This is a genomic window from Nonomuraea sp. CA-141351 (assembly GCF_050944675.1).
In the GTDB taxonomy this organism is placed as follows: domain Bacteria; phylum Actinomycetota; class Actinomycetes; order Streptosporangiales; family Streptosporangiaceae; genus Nonomuraea.
The window spans coordinates 522,748-537,530 of record NZ_CP191982.1; the positions used below are offsets into that span (position 1 = coordinate 522,748).

The window sequence follows — 14,783 nt, forward strand, 5'->3', positions numbered from 1 at the left end:
GTGGTTCGCGTGCTCCGTCAGGCTCTCCTCGGGATCTCCAAGAGCGAACGCGCCGAGCGCGTCATCTCCACCTCGCGGCTGACCGCCGACGTGGTGAGGCGCTACGTCGCGGACGACGTCGGCGCCGTGATCGGCGAGCTGACCCGCAAGGGGCTGCTTGTCACGGTCGACCATCTCGGCGAGGAGGTGACGGAGCGGGGCCAGGCCGAGGCGGCGGTCGACGAATACCTGCGGCTGCTCGGGCTGCTGCCCGCGGGCGCCGACGTGTCGGTCAAGCTCACCGCGCTCGGCTTGCGGCTGTCGGAGGGGCTCGCGCTCGACCACGCCGCCACGATCTGCCGGGCCGCCGCGGACAGGGACGTCACGGTGACGCTCGACGCCGAGGAGCACGACACGATCCGCGGGCTCCACTCCGTGCACGCCGCCCTGCACGCGGACCATCCCGACGTGGGCGTGGTGGTGCAGGCGTACCTTCCGGACGCGCTGGAGCGCTGTGAGAGCCTGGGCGGGGCCCGCGTACGTCTGTGCAAGGGGGCGTACACCGCTCCTGGGGCCTACACCAAGCCCGGCGACATCGACCGCTCGTTCGTACGGTGCCTGAGGATCCTGATGGCGGGCACCGCCTATCCCATGGTCGCCACCCACGACCCCAGGATGGTGCGCATCGCCTCCACGCTGGCCGTGCTCGAGGGCCGCGACGTGACCGGCTACGAGCACCAGATGCTGTACGGCGTGCGCCCCGACGAGCAGCTCCGCCTGGCGGGCCAGGGCGCGAGGATGCGCGTCTACGTCCCCTACGGCTCCGACTGGTACGCCTACCTCATGCGCCGCCTGGCCGAGCGCCCCCGCAACCTGGCCTTCTTCCTCAGGTCGCTGCTCTCACGGCGCTGACCCCGCCCTGTCCTCGGGGGACGACACCCGGCACCTACCCGCAGTTAGTAGGCTGCCAGCGTGATTGCGATTCTGGGCACGGGAAAGATGGGCGAGGCCCTGCTGTCCGGGCTGCTGCGCGCCGGGTTCAAGCCGGGCGACATCATGGCGACCACCCGCAGGGCCGAGCGGGCGCAGGCGCTGCGCGAGACGTACGGCGTGCGCACGGTCTCCAACTCCGAGGCCGCCAAGTCGGCCGACACGCTCGTCCTGGCCGTCAAGCCGCAGGACATGGCCACGCTGCTGGCCGAGATCGCCCCCTACGTGCCCGCCGACCGCCTGGTGATCACGGCCGCGGCCGGCATCACGACGGCCTTCGTGGAGCAGCGGCTCGGGGTGGACGTGCCCGTGGTGCGGGTGATGTCCAACACGCCGATCAGGTTCGACGAGGCGATGAGCGTGATCTCGGCGGGCGCGCACGCGGGCGAGGAGCACCTCGAGCTCACCGAGGGCCTGCTCAGCCCGGTCGGCAAGGTGCTGCGCATCCCCGAGTCCCAGCAGGACGCCGCCACCGCGCTCTCCGGCAGCGGCCCGGCCTACTTCTTCTACCTGGTCGAGGCCATGGTCGACGCGGGCATCCTGCTCGGCATGCCGCGGGCCGCCGCGCTCGACATGGTCATCCAGTCCATCGTCGGTGCCGCCGTGATGCTGCGCGACTCGGGCGAGCACCCGGTGATCCTGCGCGAGGCCGTCACCTCGCCGGGCGGCACGACGATCGCCGCCATCGCCGAGCTTGAGCGGCACAGCGTTCGGGCCGCGTTCCTGGCCGCCATCGAGGCCGCCCGCGACCGGGGGCGCCAGCTCGCCTCCGGCTGAGAGACCGGCCCGCCCCGCTCCTACGATGGGTCGGGTGACGTTACGTCGCGGCATCACGCCGCTGCTCGTCCTTTTCGCACTGACCGGCTGCACCTCCGACAAACCGCCGAGCGTCCAGGTCGGTGAGGTCAGGCGGGGTCCGGTCACCGAGGTCGTCGAGGCTCCCGCCACGATCGGCGCGCGTGCGTCCGCGACGCTCCGCTCGCCCGCCCAGGGCACGATCGCCAAGCTGTACGTCCGCGAGGGCGACCACGTGCGCAAGGGCGAGATCCTGGCCAAGATCAGTTCGCCGGAGGCCCAGAGCCGCCTCCGGCAGGCCCGCCAGGCGTCCAAGGCGGCCACGCCCGCGAGCTTCACCCCCGACGTGCGGCTGCCGTCGTTCGACACCACGGCGTTCGACCGCACAGTGGCCGCCCACTTCGCCAAGGCCCGCAAGGAGGCCAGGAAGGTCGAGGACGCCGGGGCGCGCAAGCAGCTCCTGAACGCCATCGACCTGGCGCAGGCCCAGCACAAGGCGCAGACCAGGGCCCTGGCCTCGATCACCGTCCAGCTCAACCGCTCGATCAGCGGCATCCTGTCCGGCGTGACCAGCGGCCTGGCCGGGTCCATGGCCTCGCTGCAGGCCGCGTCGAAGTCGCAGGCCAAGGCGGCGCTCAAGGCGGCGGAGAGCACGGTCAAGTCGCTCACGATCAAGGCGCCGTTCGGCGGCGTCGTCACGCTGGGCCGCGCCTCGGCGGGCGGTGGCGTGCCGAGCGGCGTGGAAGGACTGCTCAGCCAGCTTCCCGGCGGCGGACAGCAGGTGCCGTCCCTGCCCTCGACGGGTTCGTCGTCCGGCAGCCCGGTCGCGACCGGCGTCCCCGTCTCGGCGGGCGACTCGATCCTCACCGTCACCGACGTCTCCAAGCTCACCCTGGACGCCGACGTCGACGAGACGGACGTGCTGCTGGTCAAGAAGGGCGTGCGGGCCGCCGTGGAGCTGGACGCTGTGCCCGGCGCCACGTACACGGCCGTGGTGACCGGCATCGGCGTCACGCCCACGGAGGGCACCACGGGCGGGGTCAGCTACCCGGTGCGGCTCGCACTCGGCCCCGGCGCCTTCGACGACGGCTCCAAGGCGCCCACGCCCAAGCCGGGCATGAGCGCCGTCACGCGGCTGACCGTGCGCGAGTCGCCGGCCGCCGTCTCGGCGCCGGCCTCGGCCATCGTCTCCAGCGGGCGCGAGAGCGTGGTCTGGGCGATCAGGAACGGCGTGGCCGAGCGGCGCGTGGTCAAGCTCGGGGCCCAGGGGGACGCCGTGGTGGAGGTGCTGAGCGGGCTGTCCGTGGGCGACCGGATCGTGGTCAAGGGCGCGGACTCCGTACGGCAAGGGCAGCAGCTCCCATGACGCCCGCGATCGAGGCCGTGGACCTCACCCGGCGGTACCAGCTCGACGGCGTGGCCGTGGAGGCGTTGCGCGGCGTGTCGCTCCGGATCGATCAGGGCGAGTTCGCCGCCATCGTGGGCCCGTCGGGGTCCGGCAAGTCGACGCTCATGCACCTGCTCGGCTGCCTCGACCGCCCCAGCTCGGGCGTGCTCATGGTCAACGGCGTGGAAATATCCGGATTGTCCGACACCGACCTGGCCGAGCTGCGCAACAAGACGATCGGGTTCGTCTTCCAGTCGTTCCACCTGCTGGCCAGGACCTCGGCGCTGGACAACGTGGCGCTGCCGCTGGTCTACCGGGGAATCGGCCGGGCCGAGCGGCGATCCAAGGCCCGCGCGGCGCTGGAGGCGGTCGGACTCGGGCACCGCCTGGAACACCGCCCGTCCCAGATGTCCGGCGGGGAGCAGCAGCGCGTGGCCATCGCCAGGGCGCTGGTCGGCGAGCCGAAGGTGCTGCTCGCCGATGAGCCCACGGGCAACCTCGACACCGCCAACGGGGCCGAGGTCATGGCCATACTCGACCGGCTCAACGGCGAGGGCGGCGTGGCCGTGGTGCTCGTGACGCACGAGGCGGAGATCGCCGCCCACGCCCGGCGCCAGATCCACGTCCGCGACGGGCTGATCGAGCGGGACACGGCACGGCTCCCGGGGGTCGAGTGAGGCCATGAACACAGAAGCGCTGTTCATGGCGCTCGAAGCCCTGCGCGTGAACCGGCTGCGAAGCGCGCTGACCATGCTCGGTGTGATCATCGGCGTGCTGGCCGTGGTGATCCTGGTGGCCATCGGCACGGGCGCCAAGGACGAGATCGAGAAGCAGATCTCCGGCCTCGGCACGAACATCATCCTCGTCGTCCCCGGCCGCATCAGCCTGGGCGCCGCTCCGACGCAGAGCAAACTCGGCCTGGCCGACGTCGCCTATGTGCGGCGCGTGGTGGGCGACCCGTCGAAGGTGACGGTCTCGCTGCAGTCGGGCGAGACCGTACGCGTCGGCAGGGCCGAGGCGTTCGTCACGGTGATCGGCACCGACCAGAACCTCGTCAACATCTTCGAGCGCCCCCTCGACAAGGGCCGCCCGCTGAGCGAGACCGACGTGGACACCCGGCGCAGGGTGGCGGTGCTCGGATCGCAGGTGGCCGACCGGCTGTTCGGCGACCTGGACCCGATCGGGCGGCAGGTGACGGTGGCCGGGGCCAGGTTCCGGGTGGTGGGCGTGTACGCCGAGGTCGGGCAGACGTTCGGGCTCTCGCGCGACCAGGAGATCCACATCCCGGTGACGACGGCACAGCGGCTGCTCGGAATCGAGCGGATCAACGGGCTCGCGGTCGGCGCGTCCGGGCCCGACGAGATCGACCCGCTCTCGGAGAGGGTGACGGCGGCGCTGCGGGCGCGGTATCCGGGCGAGCAGTTCTCCGCGGTCACGCAAACCGCGCTGCTCGGCACGATCGGCAGCGTGCTCGGCATGCTCACCGGCGTGCTGGCCGCCATCGCGGGTATTTCGCTGCTGGTCGGCGGCGTCGGCGTGTCGAACATCATGCTGGTCAGCGTGCGCGAGCGCACCCGCGAGATCGGGCTGCGCAAGGCGCTGGGGGCCAGGCAGCGCGACATCCTGGCCCAGTTCCTCTTCGAGGCGGTGCTGCTGACCACGATCGGCGGGCTCGCCGGGATCGTGCTCGGAGTGGGCGGGGCGGTGGCCATCGCGGCGTTCACGGAGGTGCCCGCGTCGATCACGTGGTGGTCGATCGCGCTGGCGTTCGGGGTGTCGGTGGCGGTCGGGGTGTTCTTCGGCGTGGCACCGGCGCGGAGGGCGGGCAGACTGGACCCCGTCATCGCCCTCCGCGCCGAGTGACCTCAGGCGTCCCGCTTCTGCATCAGGACGGCCCCCGCGATCATGGCGACCGCGATCCAGGCGAGGTAGACGCCGAAGCCGCTCCACGGGCCGAGCGAATTGCTCCCTTGGTGCATCACGATCTGCGAGCCCGCGTTGGTGGTGAAGTAGTCGGACACGGTCTTGCCCCACTGCCCGGGCAGCATGGTCGTCATCTGGGGCAGCACCAGCATCATCGCGATGGCCGAGACGATCGCGCCCGGCGTGTGACGTATGACCGCGCCGAGCCCCAGCCCGAACAGGCCGCAGGCGGTCAGGTACAGGCCGCCCCCGACCACCGCCTGCACCACCGCGCCGGTCTCGAGCGACGGCGGCCGCGTGATCGTCAGGCCGACGAGGAGCGAGGCGGCGGAGGCGACCGTGCAGACGACCAGGGACACCGCCGTGAACACCACGATCTTGCCGGTCAGCAGGCTCATGCGCTTGGGCACGGCCATCAGCGACGTGCGGATGCCGCCCGTGCGGTATTCGCTGGAGATCACCAGGACGCCCAGCGTGGCCATGGACAGCGAGGCGAACATGGTGCCGATCAGGCCCATCGCGATCGCGGCATCGGCGGGGATGGGCCCGTCGGCCGAGCCCTTGGCGGAGGCGCTGATGAGCGTGGCGATGCCCAGCATCAGGAGTGCGGTGACGGCCAGCGTCCACACCGTCGAGCGGACAGAGCGGATCTTGGTCCATTCGGACCTGAGGATGTCGGTCATGACGAGAACTCCAGGCTGTCCTTGGTCAGCTCCATGTAGGCCGCCTCGAGCGACGGCTGCACGAACGTCAGCTCCTCCAGCGGGATCCCCGCCCGCGCGGTGAGCGTGCCGATCTCGAGCGTGCTCATCGCGGTCACGCGCAGGTGGTCGGGGTACAGCTCGCCCACCTTGACCAGCTCCGCCACCTCGGCCAGCCGGGGCGAGCGCACCCGTACGTAGCCCTGCGAGCTGCGCCCGATGAACTCCTGCACGCTCGTGTCGGCGATGAGCCGCCCCTTGCCGATCACGATCAGGTGGTCGGCGGTCTGCGCCATCTCGCTCATCAGGTGGCTGGAGACGAACACCGTGCGACCTTCCGCGGCCAGCTTGCGCATGAACGTGCGGATCCACAGGATGCCGTCGGGGTCGAGCCCGTTGACGGGCTCGTCGAAGATCAGGATCTCCGGGTCTCCCAGCAGCGCCGCGGCGATGCCCAGCCGTTGCGACATGCCCAGCGAGAACCCGCCGACCCGCCGCTTGCTGACCTCGCGCAGGCCCACCGCCTCCAGCACCTCGCCCACGCGGCTCGCTGGGATGCCGTTGCTCTGCGCGATGGCCAGCAGATGGTTGTACGCGCTGCGCCCGCCGTGCACGGCCTTGGCGTCCAGCAGCGCGCCCACCTTGCGCAGGGGATGCCGTAACTCCGCGTACGGCCGCCCGTCCACGAGCACCGAGCCACCGGACGGCCGGTCGAGCCCGAGGATCATGCGCATGGTCGTCGATTTGCCGGCTCCGTTCGGGCCGAGGAAACCGGTCACCTGACCGGGCTCGACGTCGAACGACAGGTCCGACACGGCGGCGGTGCCGCCGTAGCGTTTGCTCAGGTTCGTTGCGCGAATCGCGGTCATGATCCCAGCGTGCCGTCGCCCGCGCCCGGTTTCTTCCTGCCCGGGAACCGTTTCCCGGGAGGCGGTCTAGGAGCCTGCTCCTACTCTCCTGGGCGGATCAGCCCCGCCTCGTAGGCCACGATCACGGCCTGCGCCCGGTCCCTGGCGCCGATCTTGGCGAACAGGCTCGTCACGTGGTTCTTGATGGTCGAGGGGGAGACGGACAGCTCGGCGGCGATCTCGGGGTTCGACCGGCCGCGTGCGATGAGTACGAGGATCTCCCCCTCGCGGTCGGTCAGCCCGGCCAGCTCCGCAGGAACCGGTTTCGGGTGGGACGCCCGTACGAACGTGCCGATCAGCCGGCTCAGCAGGCGCGGCGCGACGGCCGACTCGCCCCGGTGCACCACGCGCACGCCTTCGATGAGTTCCTCGGGGGAGACGTCCTTGGGCAGGAACCCGCCGGCGCCCGCCCTGAGCGCGGCGACCACGTTCTCGTCCAGGTCGAACGTGCTCAGCGCGAGCACCCGCACCTCCGGCAGCTCCGCGGTGATCAGCTCGGTCGCGCGCACCCCGTCGAGGCCCGGCATGTGCAGGTCCATCAGCACCACGTCCGGCCGCAGCCGCCTGCTCAGCTCCACCGCCTCCGCGCCGTCCGCGGCCTCGCCGACCACCCCGAGGTCGGGCTGCGCGTCGAGCATCAGCTTGAAGCCCTTGCGGACCAGCGCGTGGTCGTCCACGAGCAATACCTTGATCTTCTCGTCAGGGATCACGTCGTCTCCAGGGGGATGCGGGCATGCACGCGGAAACCGCCTTCCGGGCGCGGCCCGGTCGAGAGCCGGCCGCCGCATAACGCAACCCGCTCGGCCATGCCGCCCAGCCCGAACCCCGGCGCGCCGCCGACCATCGCCATCCCGTCGTCCACCACCTCGACCTCCACCGCCGAGGGCTCGTACGCCAGCCGCACGCTCGCCCTGGCGCTGACCGCGTGCTTGCGGGTGTTCGTGAGCGCCTCCTGCACGATCCGGTAGACGGCGTGGTCCACGGCCGCGGGCAGCTCGACGGGCTCGCCCGTCACGGTCAGGCTGGCCGGCAGCCCCGCCGACCTCGCCTCCTTGATCAGCGAGGGTAGCCGGTCCGCGCCCACCCCCGTCGCGGCGTCCGGCCCCTCGCTGCCGTCGGCCCTGAGCACGTCGAGCAGGCGGCGCATCTCGGACATCGCCTGCCGGGCGGTCTGCTCGGCGCTCTCCAGCGCGTTCCTGGTGACCTCCTGCCCGGGCGGCAGCGTGGCGCGCGCGCCGCCGACCAGCGCGTTGATGACGGTGATGTGGTGGGCGACCACGTCGTGCAACTCCCTGGCGATGCGGCGCCGCTCGGCGCGTACGGCGGCGTCGGCGGCCTCGCGCCTGCCGCGCTCGGCCAGCTCCGCCCTGAGCCGGACAATCAGCCCGATCCCCACAGGCACGCCAACGTTGAACAACGCCGCTACCCAATTGCTCGTGTCCGGCCTGCTCAGCTGGAGGGCCGCCGCGTACACCGCGCACGCCGCCGTCGCCGTGATCGCGGTCGTCCGTCCTGCCGTGTAGCGGCCCACGCTGTACAACGCGATGGCCGCGGGCACGTTGGCGGTGCTCACCACCTCAGTCGCGATGGCCACGGCGTCGATCGCGGTCACCAGCCCGAGAGTCACTATGGGCCGCCGGCGGCGCATGAGCAGGGCCGCCATGCCCGCCAGGTAGGGCACCGAGCCCAGGGCTGTCGACGTATGGCCCGTAGCGATCATGACCGGCAGCGCGACCAGGGCGGGGGAGGAGAAGACGATCACCAACGTGGTGTCGAAGACCCTCGGCCGCCTGAAGAAGCGGACGATCTTGAGGAAGGTTCGCCGCACGCTCACGACACTAAGCCACGAAATTCGCGGATCACCGCCTACAACGAGGCGTCTGCGCTGCGGTAACGTCGGCCCCACGGTGCGAGGGAGAGGACAGCAATGAGCCGGTCGGCACGGGTGATCTGGGACGACGCTCTCACCTCCTACAACTTCGGTCCGAGCCATCCGCTCGCCCCCGTGCGGGTGGAGCTGACCATGGCCCTCGCCCGCGCGCTCGGCGTGCTCGACAAGGTCGAGATGGCCGGCTGCGAGCCCGCGACCGACGCCGAGCTGTTCATGGTCCATGAGCCCGGATACATCGAGGCCGTCAAACGCGTGTCCGCCTCGGGGCAGCCCGACCTCGGCGCCGGGCTCGGCACGGCGGACAACCCCTCGTTCAAGGGCGTGCACGAGGCCTCCGCGCTGATCGCCGGCGCGTCGCTGGCCGCCGCCCGCTCGGTCTGGGAGGGCACGGCCGAGCACGCGGTCAACGTCGCCGGCGGCCTGCACCACGCGATGTCCGCCTCGGCCAGCGGTTTCTGCGTCTACAACGATCCCGCGCTGGCCATCGCGTGGCTGCTGAGGCAGGGGGCCGGCCGCATCGCGTACGTGGACGTGGACGTCCACCACGGCGACGGCGTGCAGGCCGCCTTCTACGACGACCCCAGGGTCCTGACGATCAGCCTGCACGAGAGCCCGCGCACGCTGTTCCCCGGCACCGGGTTCCCCGAGGAGACCGGCGCGGAGGGCACGGCCGTCAACGTCGCGCTCCCGGCGGGGACCGGCGACTCGGGGTGGCTGCGGGCCTTCCACGCGGTCGTGCCGCCGCTGCTGCACGAGTTCCGGCCGGAGATCCTGGTCACTCAGCACGGCTGCGACAGCCACGCGCTCGACCCCCTGGCCAACCTGATGCTCAGCGTCGACGGCCAGCGGGCCGCGTACGCCGCCCTGCACCGCCTGGCCCACGAGGCGGCCGGCGGCCGGTGGATCGCCACCGGTGGCGGCGGTTACGAGCTGGTGCAGGTGGTGCCGCGGGCGTGGACCCATCTCATCGCCGAACTGGCGGGTCACCCGGTCGATCCGGCCACCCCCACGAGCCAGAGCTGGCGCCAGTTGGTCAGGGAACGCACGGGCGAGACGCCGCCGCTGACGATGACGGATGGTCGCAGCCCGGAATTTAGTGACCTGTCTGGTGGTTATGACCCAGCGGACCCCATTGACCGTGCGATCATGGCGACCCGACATGCGGTCTTCCCCCTGCACGGCCTCGATCCAATGCCCTGACAAGGAAGAAGCTGTGCTGAGCCGCGACAAATTCCGAGAGCATCTTGTCCAGACTCGAATAGCCGGCGACGTCGCGACTCCCCGCGAGAACAACCTCGACCACTTCAGCTCGCTCGCCAACGGCGACCCGTACTACAGGCTGGGCCTGACCTTCGACCAGCCGTGGCCGTATCGCGACATCCTGGCGCTGATGGCCAAGTCCGCGGGTGTGGTCTCCGACGCCGGCCACCGCTGGGGCCAGGACACCATCGACCCCGATCTGACGATCGACGCGCTCGACGCCATGGCCGAGGCCATCGCCGCGGTGCTGTCGCGAGAGAACCCGCGCATCCTGTTCGCCACCGGCCACCCGACCGGGCTGCTCGCCGTGCACCTGCCGCTGGCGCGCCTGTGCGCCGAGCGCGGGGCCGAGCTGCTCACGCCGGGCGAGGGATGGTCCTATTCCGGATCGAATTTCGGACGCCGACGCAAGGTCCGTTATTTGCAGGACGTCGCAATGCTCGACGACAGGGGCGCATTCGTGCACACCCACGACGCGGCCCCCATGCGCCACATGATCGAGGAGCTCGGCGGGGAGCTTCCCGACCTCGTGATCGCCGACCACGGCTGGGCGGGAGCGGCGGGAGAGGCTGGTGCGCGCACCGTGGCGTTCGCCGACTGCAACGACCCCGGGCTGTTCCTCGGCGAGGCCGAAGGCAAGATCGACGTGGTCGTACCACTTGATGACAACGTGCTACCGCGCTTTTACGCTCCGCTGACGGAGCGACTCGTCACTCAGGTCTCACGAGCCCTTTGAGTCGAATTCGGTCCTCCCGATACGGTCTTTTCGCGCCTGCATTCCAAGAGGCTCGCTGTCCCTTTGCCAACTTTTGATGGGGCTCCGGCGACTCTTATGTGTGACAACTTGGACAGTTCCAACGTCCAAGTGAGGTGCTCGGCCCGGCTGCTGGCCAGCGATTTCGCTGGTTCGGCTGACAGGTGGCTCCGGCGACTGAGAAACTAGGGGGTTTGCGCACCCGGAGTCCCGACTTACGCTGACGGCAGTACACGTGCGTGAGCAATGGCACCAGTGGGGATAACCCGGAAACACGTGCGGAAGAGGCGTCCGATGGGTGCAGGCGAAAGACCTCTCAGCGAGGTGAAGTTCCTGACCGTAGCGGAAGTGGCGACGGTCATGAGGGTGTCCAAGATGACGGTGTACCGGCTCGTCCACTCTGGCGAGTTGCCGGCCATCCGTGTCGGCCGGTCGTTCAGAGTGCCTGAGCAGGCGGTACACGACTATCTGCGGGAGGCCTACATCGAGGCAGGTTGAAGTAGCGACGTGACGCGTCATGTCGTGAATGCTGTCGCGGGAGGGGCCCGGCCGTCATAACGACGCGACCGGGCTCTCACCCCCCGGTGGGGCGATCTACCGTCCATCGCCGGTAGTCTGTGAGCCGGTGTGCGCTCGCACTCCGTTAAGACTTGCTACCAGACCTGGGGGTCCCGTGGGCTCTGTGATCAAGAAGCGCCGCAAGCGGATGGCTAAGAAGAAGCACCGCAAGCTGCTCAAGAAGACGCGCATCCAGCGGCGTAACAAGAAGTAACCTACGCAGCTGCGAGGCGCGCTGATGACCCACACCGTGCTTGTCACCGGGGTCTCGCGCCACATAGGCGCCCGGGTGGCGAGCGTTCTGTCTTCCGACCCGGACATCAGCCGCGTCATTGGAGTTGACACCGTGCCGCCCCCCTCGCTGATGCGGGACGGCGGCATCTCTCTCGGCCGGACTGAGTTCGTCCGCGTGGATTTGCGCAGCCCTGACATCGCTCAGGTGATCGCGGCTGCCGACATCGACACCGTTGTGCACATGAGCCTGGTCAGTGCTCCTTCGCGGAGCAGTGGCAGGGCTGCGATGAAAGAGCACAACGTCATCGGCACCATGCAGCTGCTCGGTGCCTGCCAGCGGTCGGCGACCGTGCGGCGCGTGGTGGTGCGCTCCACCACCGCCGTCTACGGCTCGTCGCCACGGGATCCCGCGGTGTTCACCGAGGACCTGGAGCCCCAAGACGGCCCCACCCACGGCTACGCCAAGGACGCGGCCGAGGTCGAGGGCTACGTGCGGGGCTTCGCGCGCCGTCGCCCCGACGTGACGGTGTCGATGCTGCGCTTCGCCAACTTCATGGGACCTGGCGTCGACTCGCCGTTGACGCGTTACTTCACCCAGCCGGTGCTGCCGACCGTGTTCGGCTTCGACCCGCGGCTGCAGTTCGTCCACGAGGACGACGCGGTCGAGGTGCTGCGCCGGATGGCGACCGAAGACCACCCTGGCACGTTCAACGTGGCCGGGGCAGGAGTGCTGCTGCTGTCGCAGTGCGCCAGGCGTGCGGGGCGGCCGTCGTTGCCGCTGCCCTCGCCCGCCTTCAAGGTGCTGGGCGACACCGCACGCAGGATGGGGCTGGTCGAATACTCGCCCGAGCAGGTCAGGCTGCTGTGCCATGGCCGCGCGGTCGACACCTCCGCGCTGGAGGCGGCGCTCGGCTGGAAGCCCAAGTTCACGACCGGGGCGGCGTTCGACGACTTCCTGCGCACACGCGGCCTCCACCCGTTCGGAGGTGTGCGGAGTTGAGCGTTGCGCATCACGACGCTCGCGTGATCCCGATCAGCGCGGCGCCGTCTTTCGAGAAGCCCGATCGCGTGGCCAGGATGCTGGCCTTCCTTCGCCGGCGCGTCGAGGGCGACTACGAGGTCGACGAGTTCGGCTACGACGCCGAGCTGACCGACAAGGTGATCCTCGAGCTGATCAGGCCTCTCTACACCGACTGGTTCAGGGTGGAGACGGTCCAGCTGAAGAACATCCCCGGCGAGAGCGGGGCGCTGGTCGTCGCCAACCACTCCGGCACGCTGCCGCTCGACGCGCTGATGTTGCAGGTGGCCCTGCACGACGAGGCAGGCAGGCCGCTGCGGCTGCTCGGGGCGGACCTGGTCTACCAGCTCCCGGTGCTCAGCCACCTGGCCCGCAAGACCGGCCACACGCTGGCCTGCCCCGAGGACGCCGACCGGTTGCTGCGCAAGGGCGAGCTGGTCGGGGTGTTCCCCGAGGGGTTCAAGGGCGTGGGCAAGCCGTTCGCCGAGCGTTACAAGCTGCAGCGGTTCGGCCGCGGCGGCTTCGTGGCCTCGGCGATCCGCGCCGGGGTGCCGATCGTGCCGACCGCGATCGTCGGGGCGGAGGAGATCTATCCCAAGGTCGGCGACCTGAAGTTCCTGGCCAGGCTGCTCGGGCTGCCCTACCTGCCGATCACGCCGTTCTTCCCGCTGCTCGGGCCGCTCGGGCTGATGCCGCTGCCGTCCAAGTGGATGATCGAGTTCGGCGAGCCGATCCGCACCGACGAGTACGAGCCGTCGGCTGCCGACGACCCCATGCTGGTGTTCAACCTCACCGACCACGTACGCGAGGTCATCCAGCAGATGCTGAACGAGCTGCGGCTGCGCAGAGGACACGCGTTCCCGCCCCTTCTGTGAAACCGGCGCGGGGCCTCCGGTGTTCATAGGGCGATTCGCTCATTGAACACCGGAAGGAATCCCATGGATCTTCAGCTCTCCGGCCGCGTCGCCGTCGTCACCGGCGCGTCCAAGGGCATCGGACTGGCCGTGGCGCGCACCCTGGCCGAGGAGGGTGCCCACGTCGTGGCCGTCTCGCGGACCCGTACGGACGAATGGCCCGACAAGGTCGTGCACGTGGCCGCCGACCTGATGGACCCCGAGGCGCCCGCGCGGGTCGTGGCACGGGCCGTGGAGGAGTTCGGCGGGGTGGACATCCTGGTCAACAACGCCGGCGGCCCGCCGCCCGGGGTGACGCTGCCGCAGGTGGGGTTCATGACCCCCGGCGACGACGACTGGCGCGCGATGTTCGAGTTCAACCTGTTCTCGGCCGTACGCATGATCCGCGCCGCCGTGCCCCTCATGGTCGAGCGGGGCGGCGGCTCGATCGTCAACGTCTCCTCCACCATGGCCAGGCAGCCCGGCGCCATGAACGTCGACTACGGCGCCGCGAAGGCGGCCCTGAGCCACGTCGGCAAGGCCGTCTCCGAGGAGTACGGCCCCCAGGGCGTCAGGGTCAACACCGTGACGCCCGGCCCCGTACTCACCGACTGGTGGACCAAGGAGGGCGGCGCGGCCGAGGTCATCGCGGGCATGGCCGGCTCGGACAAGGACAGTGTGATCTCCGAGGTCGCTCCTGCCATGATGAAGCTCGCCACCGGGCGGCTCGTCCACCCGCAGGAGATCGCCGACGCGGTCGCCCTGCTCGTGTCACCGCGCTCGGGCAGCACGACCGGCGCCGCGTTCGTGATCGACGGAGGCCAGCTCAAAGAGCTCTGACTCCTGCCGCGTGAACCCTGGAGGCGGGTTGCGGCAAGACATCCGTGACCGATCCCCCACAGAAGGGCGGAGATGATCACGCAACCCGCCACCAGGGGTGCGGACTCGGAGCTCGTGAACGCCTCGTGGACCGAACCCGAGGCGTTCGCCGAGCTGTTCGACCGCTACTCCGCCATGCTCTACAGGTACGTCTCCAAACGCCTCGGCCCCGAGCCCGCCGAGGACCTCGTCGGAGAGACGTTCCTGATCGCCTTCTCACGCAGGAAGAGCTACGACCTGGCGTACCCGGACGCCCGGCCGTGGCTCTTCGGCATCCTCACCAAGCTCATCTCCCGGCACCACCGCAAGGAGGCCGCCCGCTACCGCGCCCTCCTGCGTGCCCCTGTCGACTCCGACGTCGAGTCGCCCGCCGACCGGGTGGCCGCCGGGGTGACCGCCCAGGCCGTCCGCGCCGAGCTGGCCGGGGCCCTCGCGGCACTGCCCGCCAAGGACCGCGACGTGCTGCTGCTGATCGCCTGGGGCGATCTCACATATGAGGAGGTCGGGCGGGCGCTCGGCATCCCCGTCGGAACCGTGCGCTCCCGCCTCAACAGGGGCAGGCGGAAGGTGCGGGCCGCGCTCGGCGACACCAACCCCATGGAGGAGGAGTGAC

At 70.4% G+C, this 14,783-nt stretch carries 17 protein-coding genes; 13 read left to right on the forward strand and 4 right to left on the reverse strand.

The window, feature by feature from the left end; translation table 11 throughout:
* Window positions 1-9: 9 nt before the first annotated feature.
* From ACQPWU_RS02620 to ACQPWU_RS02640, 5 genes are read left to right on the forward strand one after another with little or no spacing between them, the layout of a single operon-like run.
* Window positions 10-891, forward strand: coding sequence for a proline dehydrogenase family protein (locus tag ACQPWU_RS02620; RefSeq protein ID WP_433436726.1), 882 nt, complete (start codon window positions 10-12; stop codon window positions 889-891).
* Between the two features lie 60 nt (window positions 892-951).
* Complete coding sequence (gene proC, locus ACQPWU_RS02625) at window positions 952-1,746, forward strand: pyrroline-5-carboxylate reductase (protein WP_433436727.1); 795 nt, start codon at window positions 952-954, stop codon at window positions 1,744-1,746.
* A 34-nt stretch (window positions 1,747-1,780) separates the two neighbouring features.
* Window positions 1,781-3,130, forward strand: coding sequence for an efflux RND transporter periplasmic adaptor subunit (locus tag ACQPWU_RS02630; RefSeq protein ID WP_433436728.1), 1,350 nt, complete (start codon window positions 1,781-1,783; stop codon window positions 3,128-3,130).
* On the forward strand, window positions 3,127-3,828 hold the full coding sequence (locus ACQPWU_RS02635; RefSeq protein ID WP_433436729.1) for an ABC transporter ATP-binding protein: 702 nt from the start codon (window positions 3,127-3,129) through the stop codon (window positions 3,826-3,828). Before ACQPWU_RS02630 ends, ACQPWU_RS02635 begins: the two co-directional genes overlap by 4 nt.
* Window positions 3,829-3,832: 4 nt before the next feature.
* A complete protein-coding gene (locus tag ACQPWU_RS02640) occupies window positions 3,833-5,014 on the forward strand; it encodes an ABC transporter permease (RefSeq protein WP_433436730.1) in 1,182 nt (393 codons plus the stop codon).
* A gap of 2 nt (window positions 5,015-5,016) precedes the next feature.
* Here the strand turns inward: ACQPWU_RS02640 and ACQPWU_RS02645 are convergent, their stop codons facing one another.
* The 4 genes from ACQPWU_RS02645 to ACQPWU_RS02660 form a co-directional block, all read right to left on the reverse strand.
* Entirely contained in the window at window positions 5,017-5,757 is a 741-nt protein-coding gene (locus ACQPWU_RS02645; protein WP_433436731.1) for an ABC transporter permease subunit, read from the reverse strand.
* Complete coding sequence (locus tag ACQPWU_RS02650) at window positions 5,754-6,644, reverse strand: ABC transporter ATP-binding protein (RefSeq protein ID WP_433436732.1); 891 nt, start codon at window positions 6,642-6,644, stop codon at window positions 5,754-5,756. The genes ACQPWU_RS02645 and ACQPWU_RS02650 overlap by 4 nt, the downstream gene beginning before the upstream one ends.
* A gap of 80 nt (window positions 6,645-6,724) precedes the next feature.
* Window positions 6,725-7,393 carry a response regulator gene (locus ACQPWU_RS02655; RefSeq protein ID WP_433436733.1) on the reverse strand — a complete coding sequence of 223 codons (669 nt, stop codon included), beginning with the start codon at window positions 7,391-7,393 and terminating at the stop codon, window positions 6,725-6,727.
* Window positions 7,390-8,511, reverse strand: coding sequence for a sensor histidine kinase (locus ACQPWU_RS02660; RefSeq protein WP_433436734.1), 1,122 nt, complete (start codon window positions 8,509-8,511; stop codon window positions 7,390-7,392). The genes ACQPWU_RS02655 and ACQPWU_RS02660 overlap by 4 nt, the downstream gene beginning before the upstream one ends.
* 99 nt (window positions 8,512-8,610) lie before the next feature.
* Here ACQPWU_RS02660 and ACQPWU_RS02665 point away from each other — a divergent pair, with 99 nt between their 5' ends.
* From ACQPWU_RS02665 to ACQPWU_RS02700, 8 genes are all read left to right on the forward strand, one after another.
* Window positions 8,611-9,774, forward strand: coding sequence for an acetoin utilization protein AcuC (locus ACQPWU_RS02665; protein ID WP_433436735.1), 1,164 nt, complete (start codon window positions 8,611-8,613; stop codon window positions 9,772-9,774).
* 13 nt (window positions 9,775-9,787) lie between these two features.
* Window positions 9,788-10,570, forward strand: a complete 783-nt coding sequence (locus ACQPWU_RS02670; RefSeq protein WP_433436736.1) for a phosphatase — start codon at window positions 9,788-9,790, stop codon at window positions 10,568-10,570.
* 312 nt (window positions 10,571-10,882) lie between these two features.
* Entirely contained in the window at window positions 10,883-11,086 is a 204-nt protein-coding gene (locus ACQPWU_RS02675; RefSeq protein WP_026214222.1) for a helix-turn-helix domain-containing protein, read from the forward strand.
* A gap of 175 nt (window positions 11,087-11,261) precedes the next feature.
* Window positions 11,262-11,360, forward strand: coding sequence for a 30S ribosomal protein bS22 (locus ACQPWU_RS02680; RefSeq protein WP_018654693.1), 99 nt, complete (start codon window positions 11,262-11,264; stop codon window positions 11,358-11,360).
* Between the two features lie 24 nt (window positions 11,361-11,384).
* Window positions 11,385-12,380: an NAD-dependent epimerase/dehydratase family protein gene (locus ACQPWU_RS02685; RefSeq protein ID WP_433436737.1), complete on the forward strand. Its 996-nt coding sequence runs from the start codon at window positions 11,385-11,387 to the stop codon at window positions 12,378-12,380.
* Between the two features lie 77 nt (window positions 12,381-12,457).
* Window positions 12,458-13,273: a lysophospholipid acyltransferase family protein gene (locus ACQPWU_RS02690; RefSeq protein WP_433445145.1), complete on the forward strand. Its 816-nt coding sequence runs from the start codon at window positions 12,458-12,460 to the stop codon at window positions 13,271-13,273.
* A gap of 63 nt (window positions 13,274-13,336) precedes the next feature.
* A complete protein-coding gene (locus ACQPWU_RS02695) occupies window positions 13,337-14,131 on the forward strand; it encodes an SDR family NAD(P)-dependent oxidoreductase (protein ID WP_433436738.1) in 795 nt (264 codons plus the stop codon).
* Between the two features lie 72 nt (window positions 14,132-14,203).
* A complete protein-coding gene (locus ACQPWU_RS02700; protein WP_360690431.1) occupies window positions 14,204-14,782 on the forward strand; it encodes an RNA polymerase sigma factor in 579 nt (192 codons plus the stop codon).
* Window position 14,783: the final 1 nt, after the last annotated feature.

Coding starts and splice junctions, on each gene's coding strand:
- ACQPWU_RS02690 (WP_433445145.1), top strand. CDS start 12,458: ATGCTGGCCTTCCTTCGCCGGCGCGTCGAGGGCGACTACGAGGTCGAC.
- ACQPWU_RS02650 (WP_433436732.1), bottom strand. CDS start 6,644: ATGACCGCGATTCGCGCAACGAACCTGAGCAAACGCTACGGCGGCACC.
- ACQPWU_RS02695 (WP_433436738.1), top strand. CDS start 13,337: ATGGATCTTCAGCTCTCCGGCCGCGTCGCCGTCGTCACCGGCGCGTCC.
- ACQPWU_RS02675 (WP_026214222.1), top strand. CDS start 10,883: ATGGGTGCAGGCGAAAGACCTCTCAGCGAGGTGAAGTTCCTGACCGTA.
- ACQPWU_RS02645 (WP_433436731.1), bottom strand. CDS start 5,757: ATGACCGACATCCTCAGGTCCGAATGGACCAAGATCCGCTCTGTCCGC.
- ACQPWU_RS02665 (WP_433436735.1), top strand. CDS start 8,611: ATGAGCCGGTCGGCACGGGTGATCTGGGACGACGCTCTCACCTCCTAC.
- ACQPWU_RS02635 (WP_433436729.1), top strand. CDS start 3,127: ATGACGCCCGCGATCGAGGCCGTGGACCTCACCCGGCGGTACCAGCTC.
- ACQPWU_RS02685 (WP_433436737.1), top strand. CDS start 11,385: ATGACCCACACCGTGCTTGTCACCGGGGTCTCGCGCCACATAGGCGCC.
- ACQPWU_RS02700 (WP_360690431.1), top strand. CDS start 14,204: ATGATCACGCAACCCGCCACCAGGGGTGCGGACTCGGAGCTCGTGAAC.
- ACQPWU_RS02640 (WP_433436730.1), top strand. CDS start 3,833: ATGAACACAGAAGCGCTGTTCATGGCGCTCGAAGCCCTGCGCGTGAAC.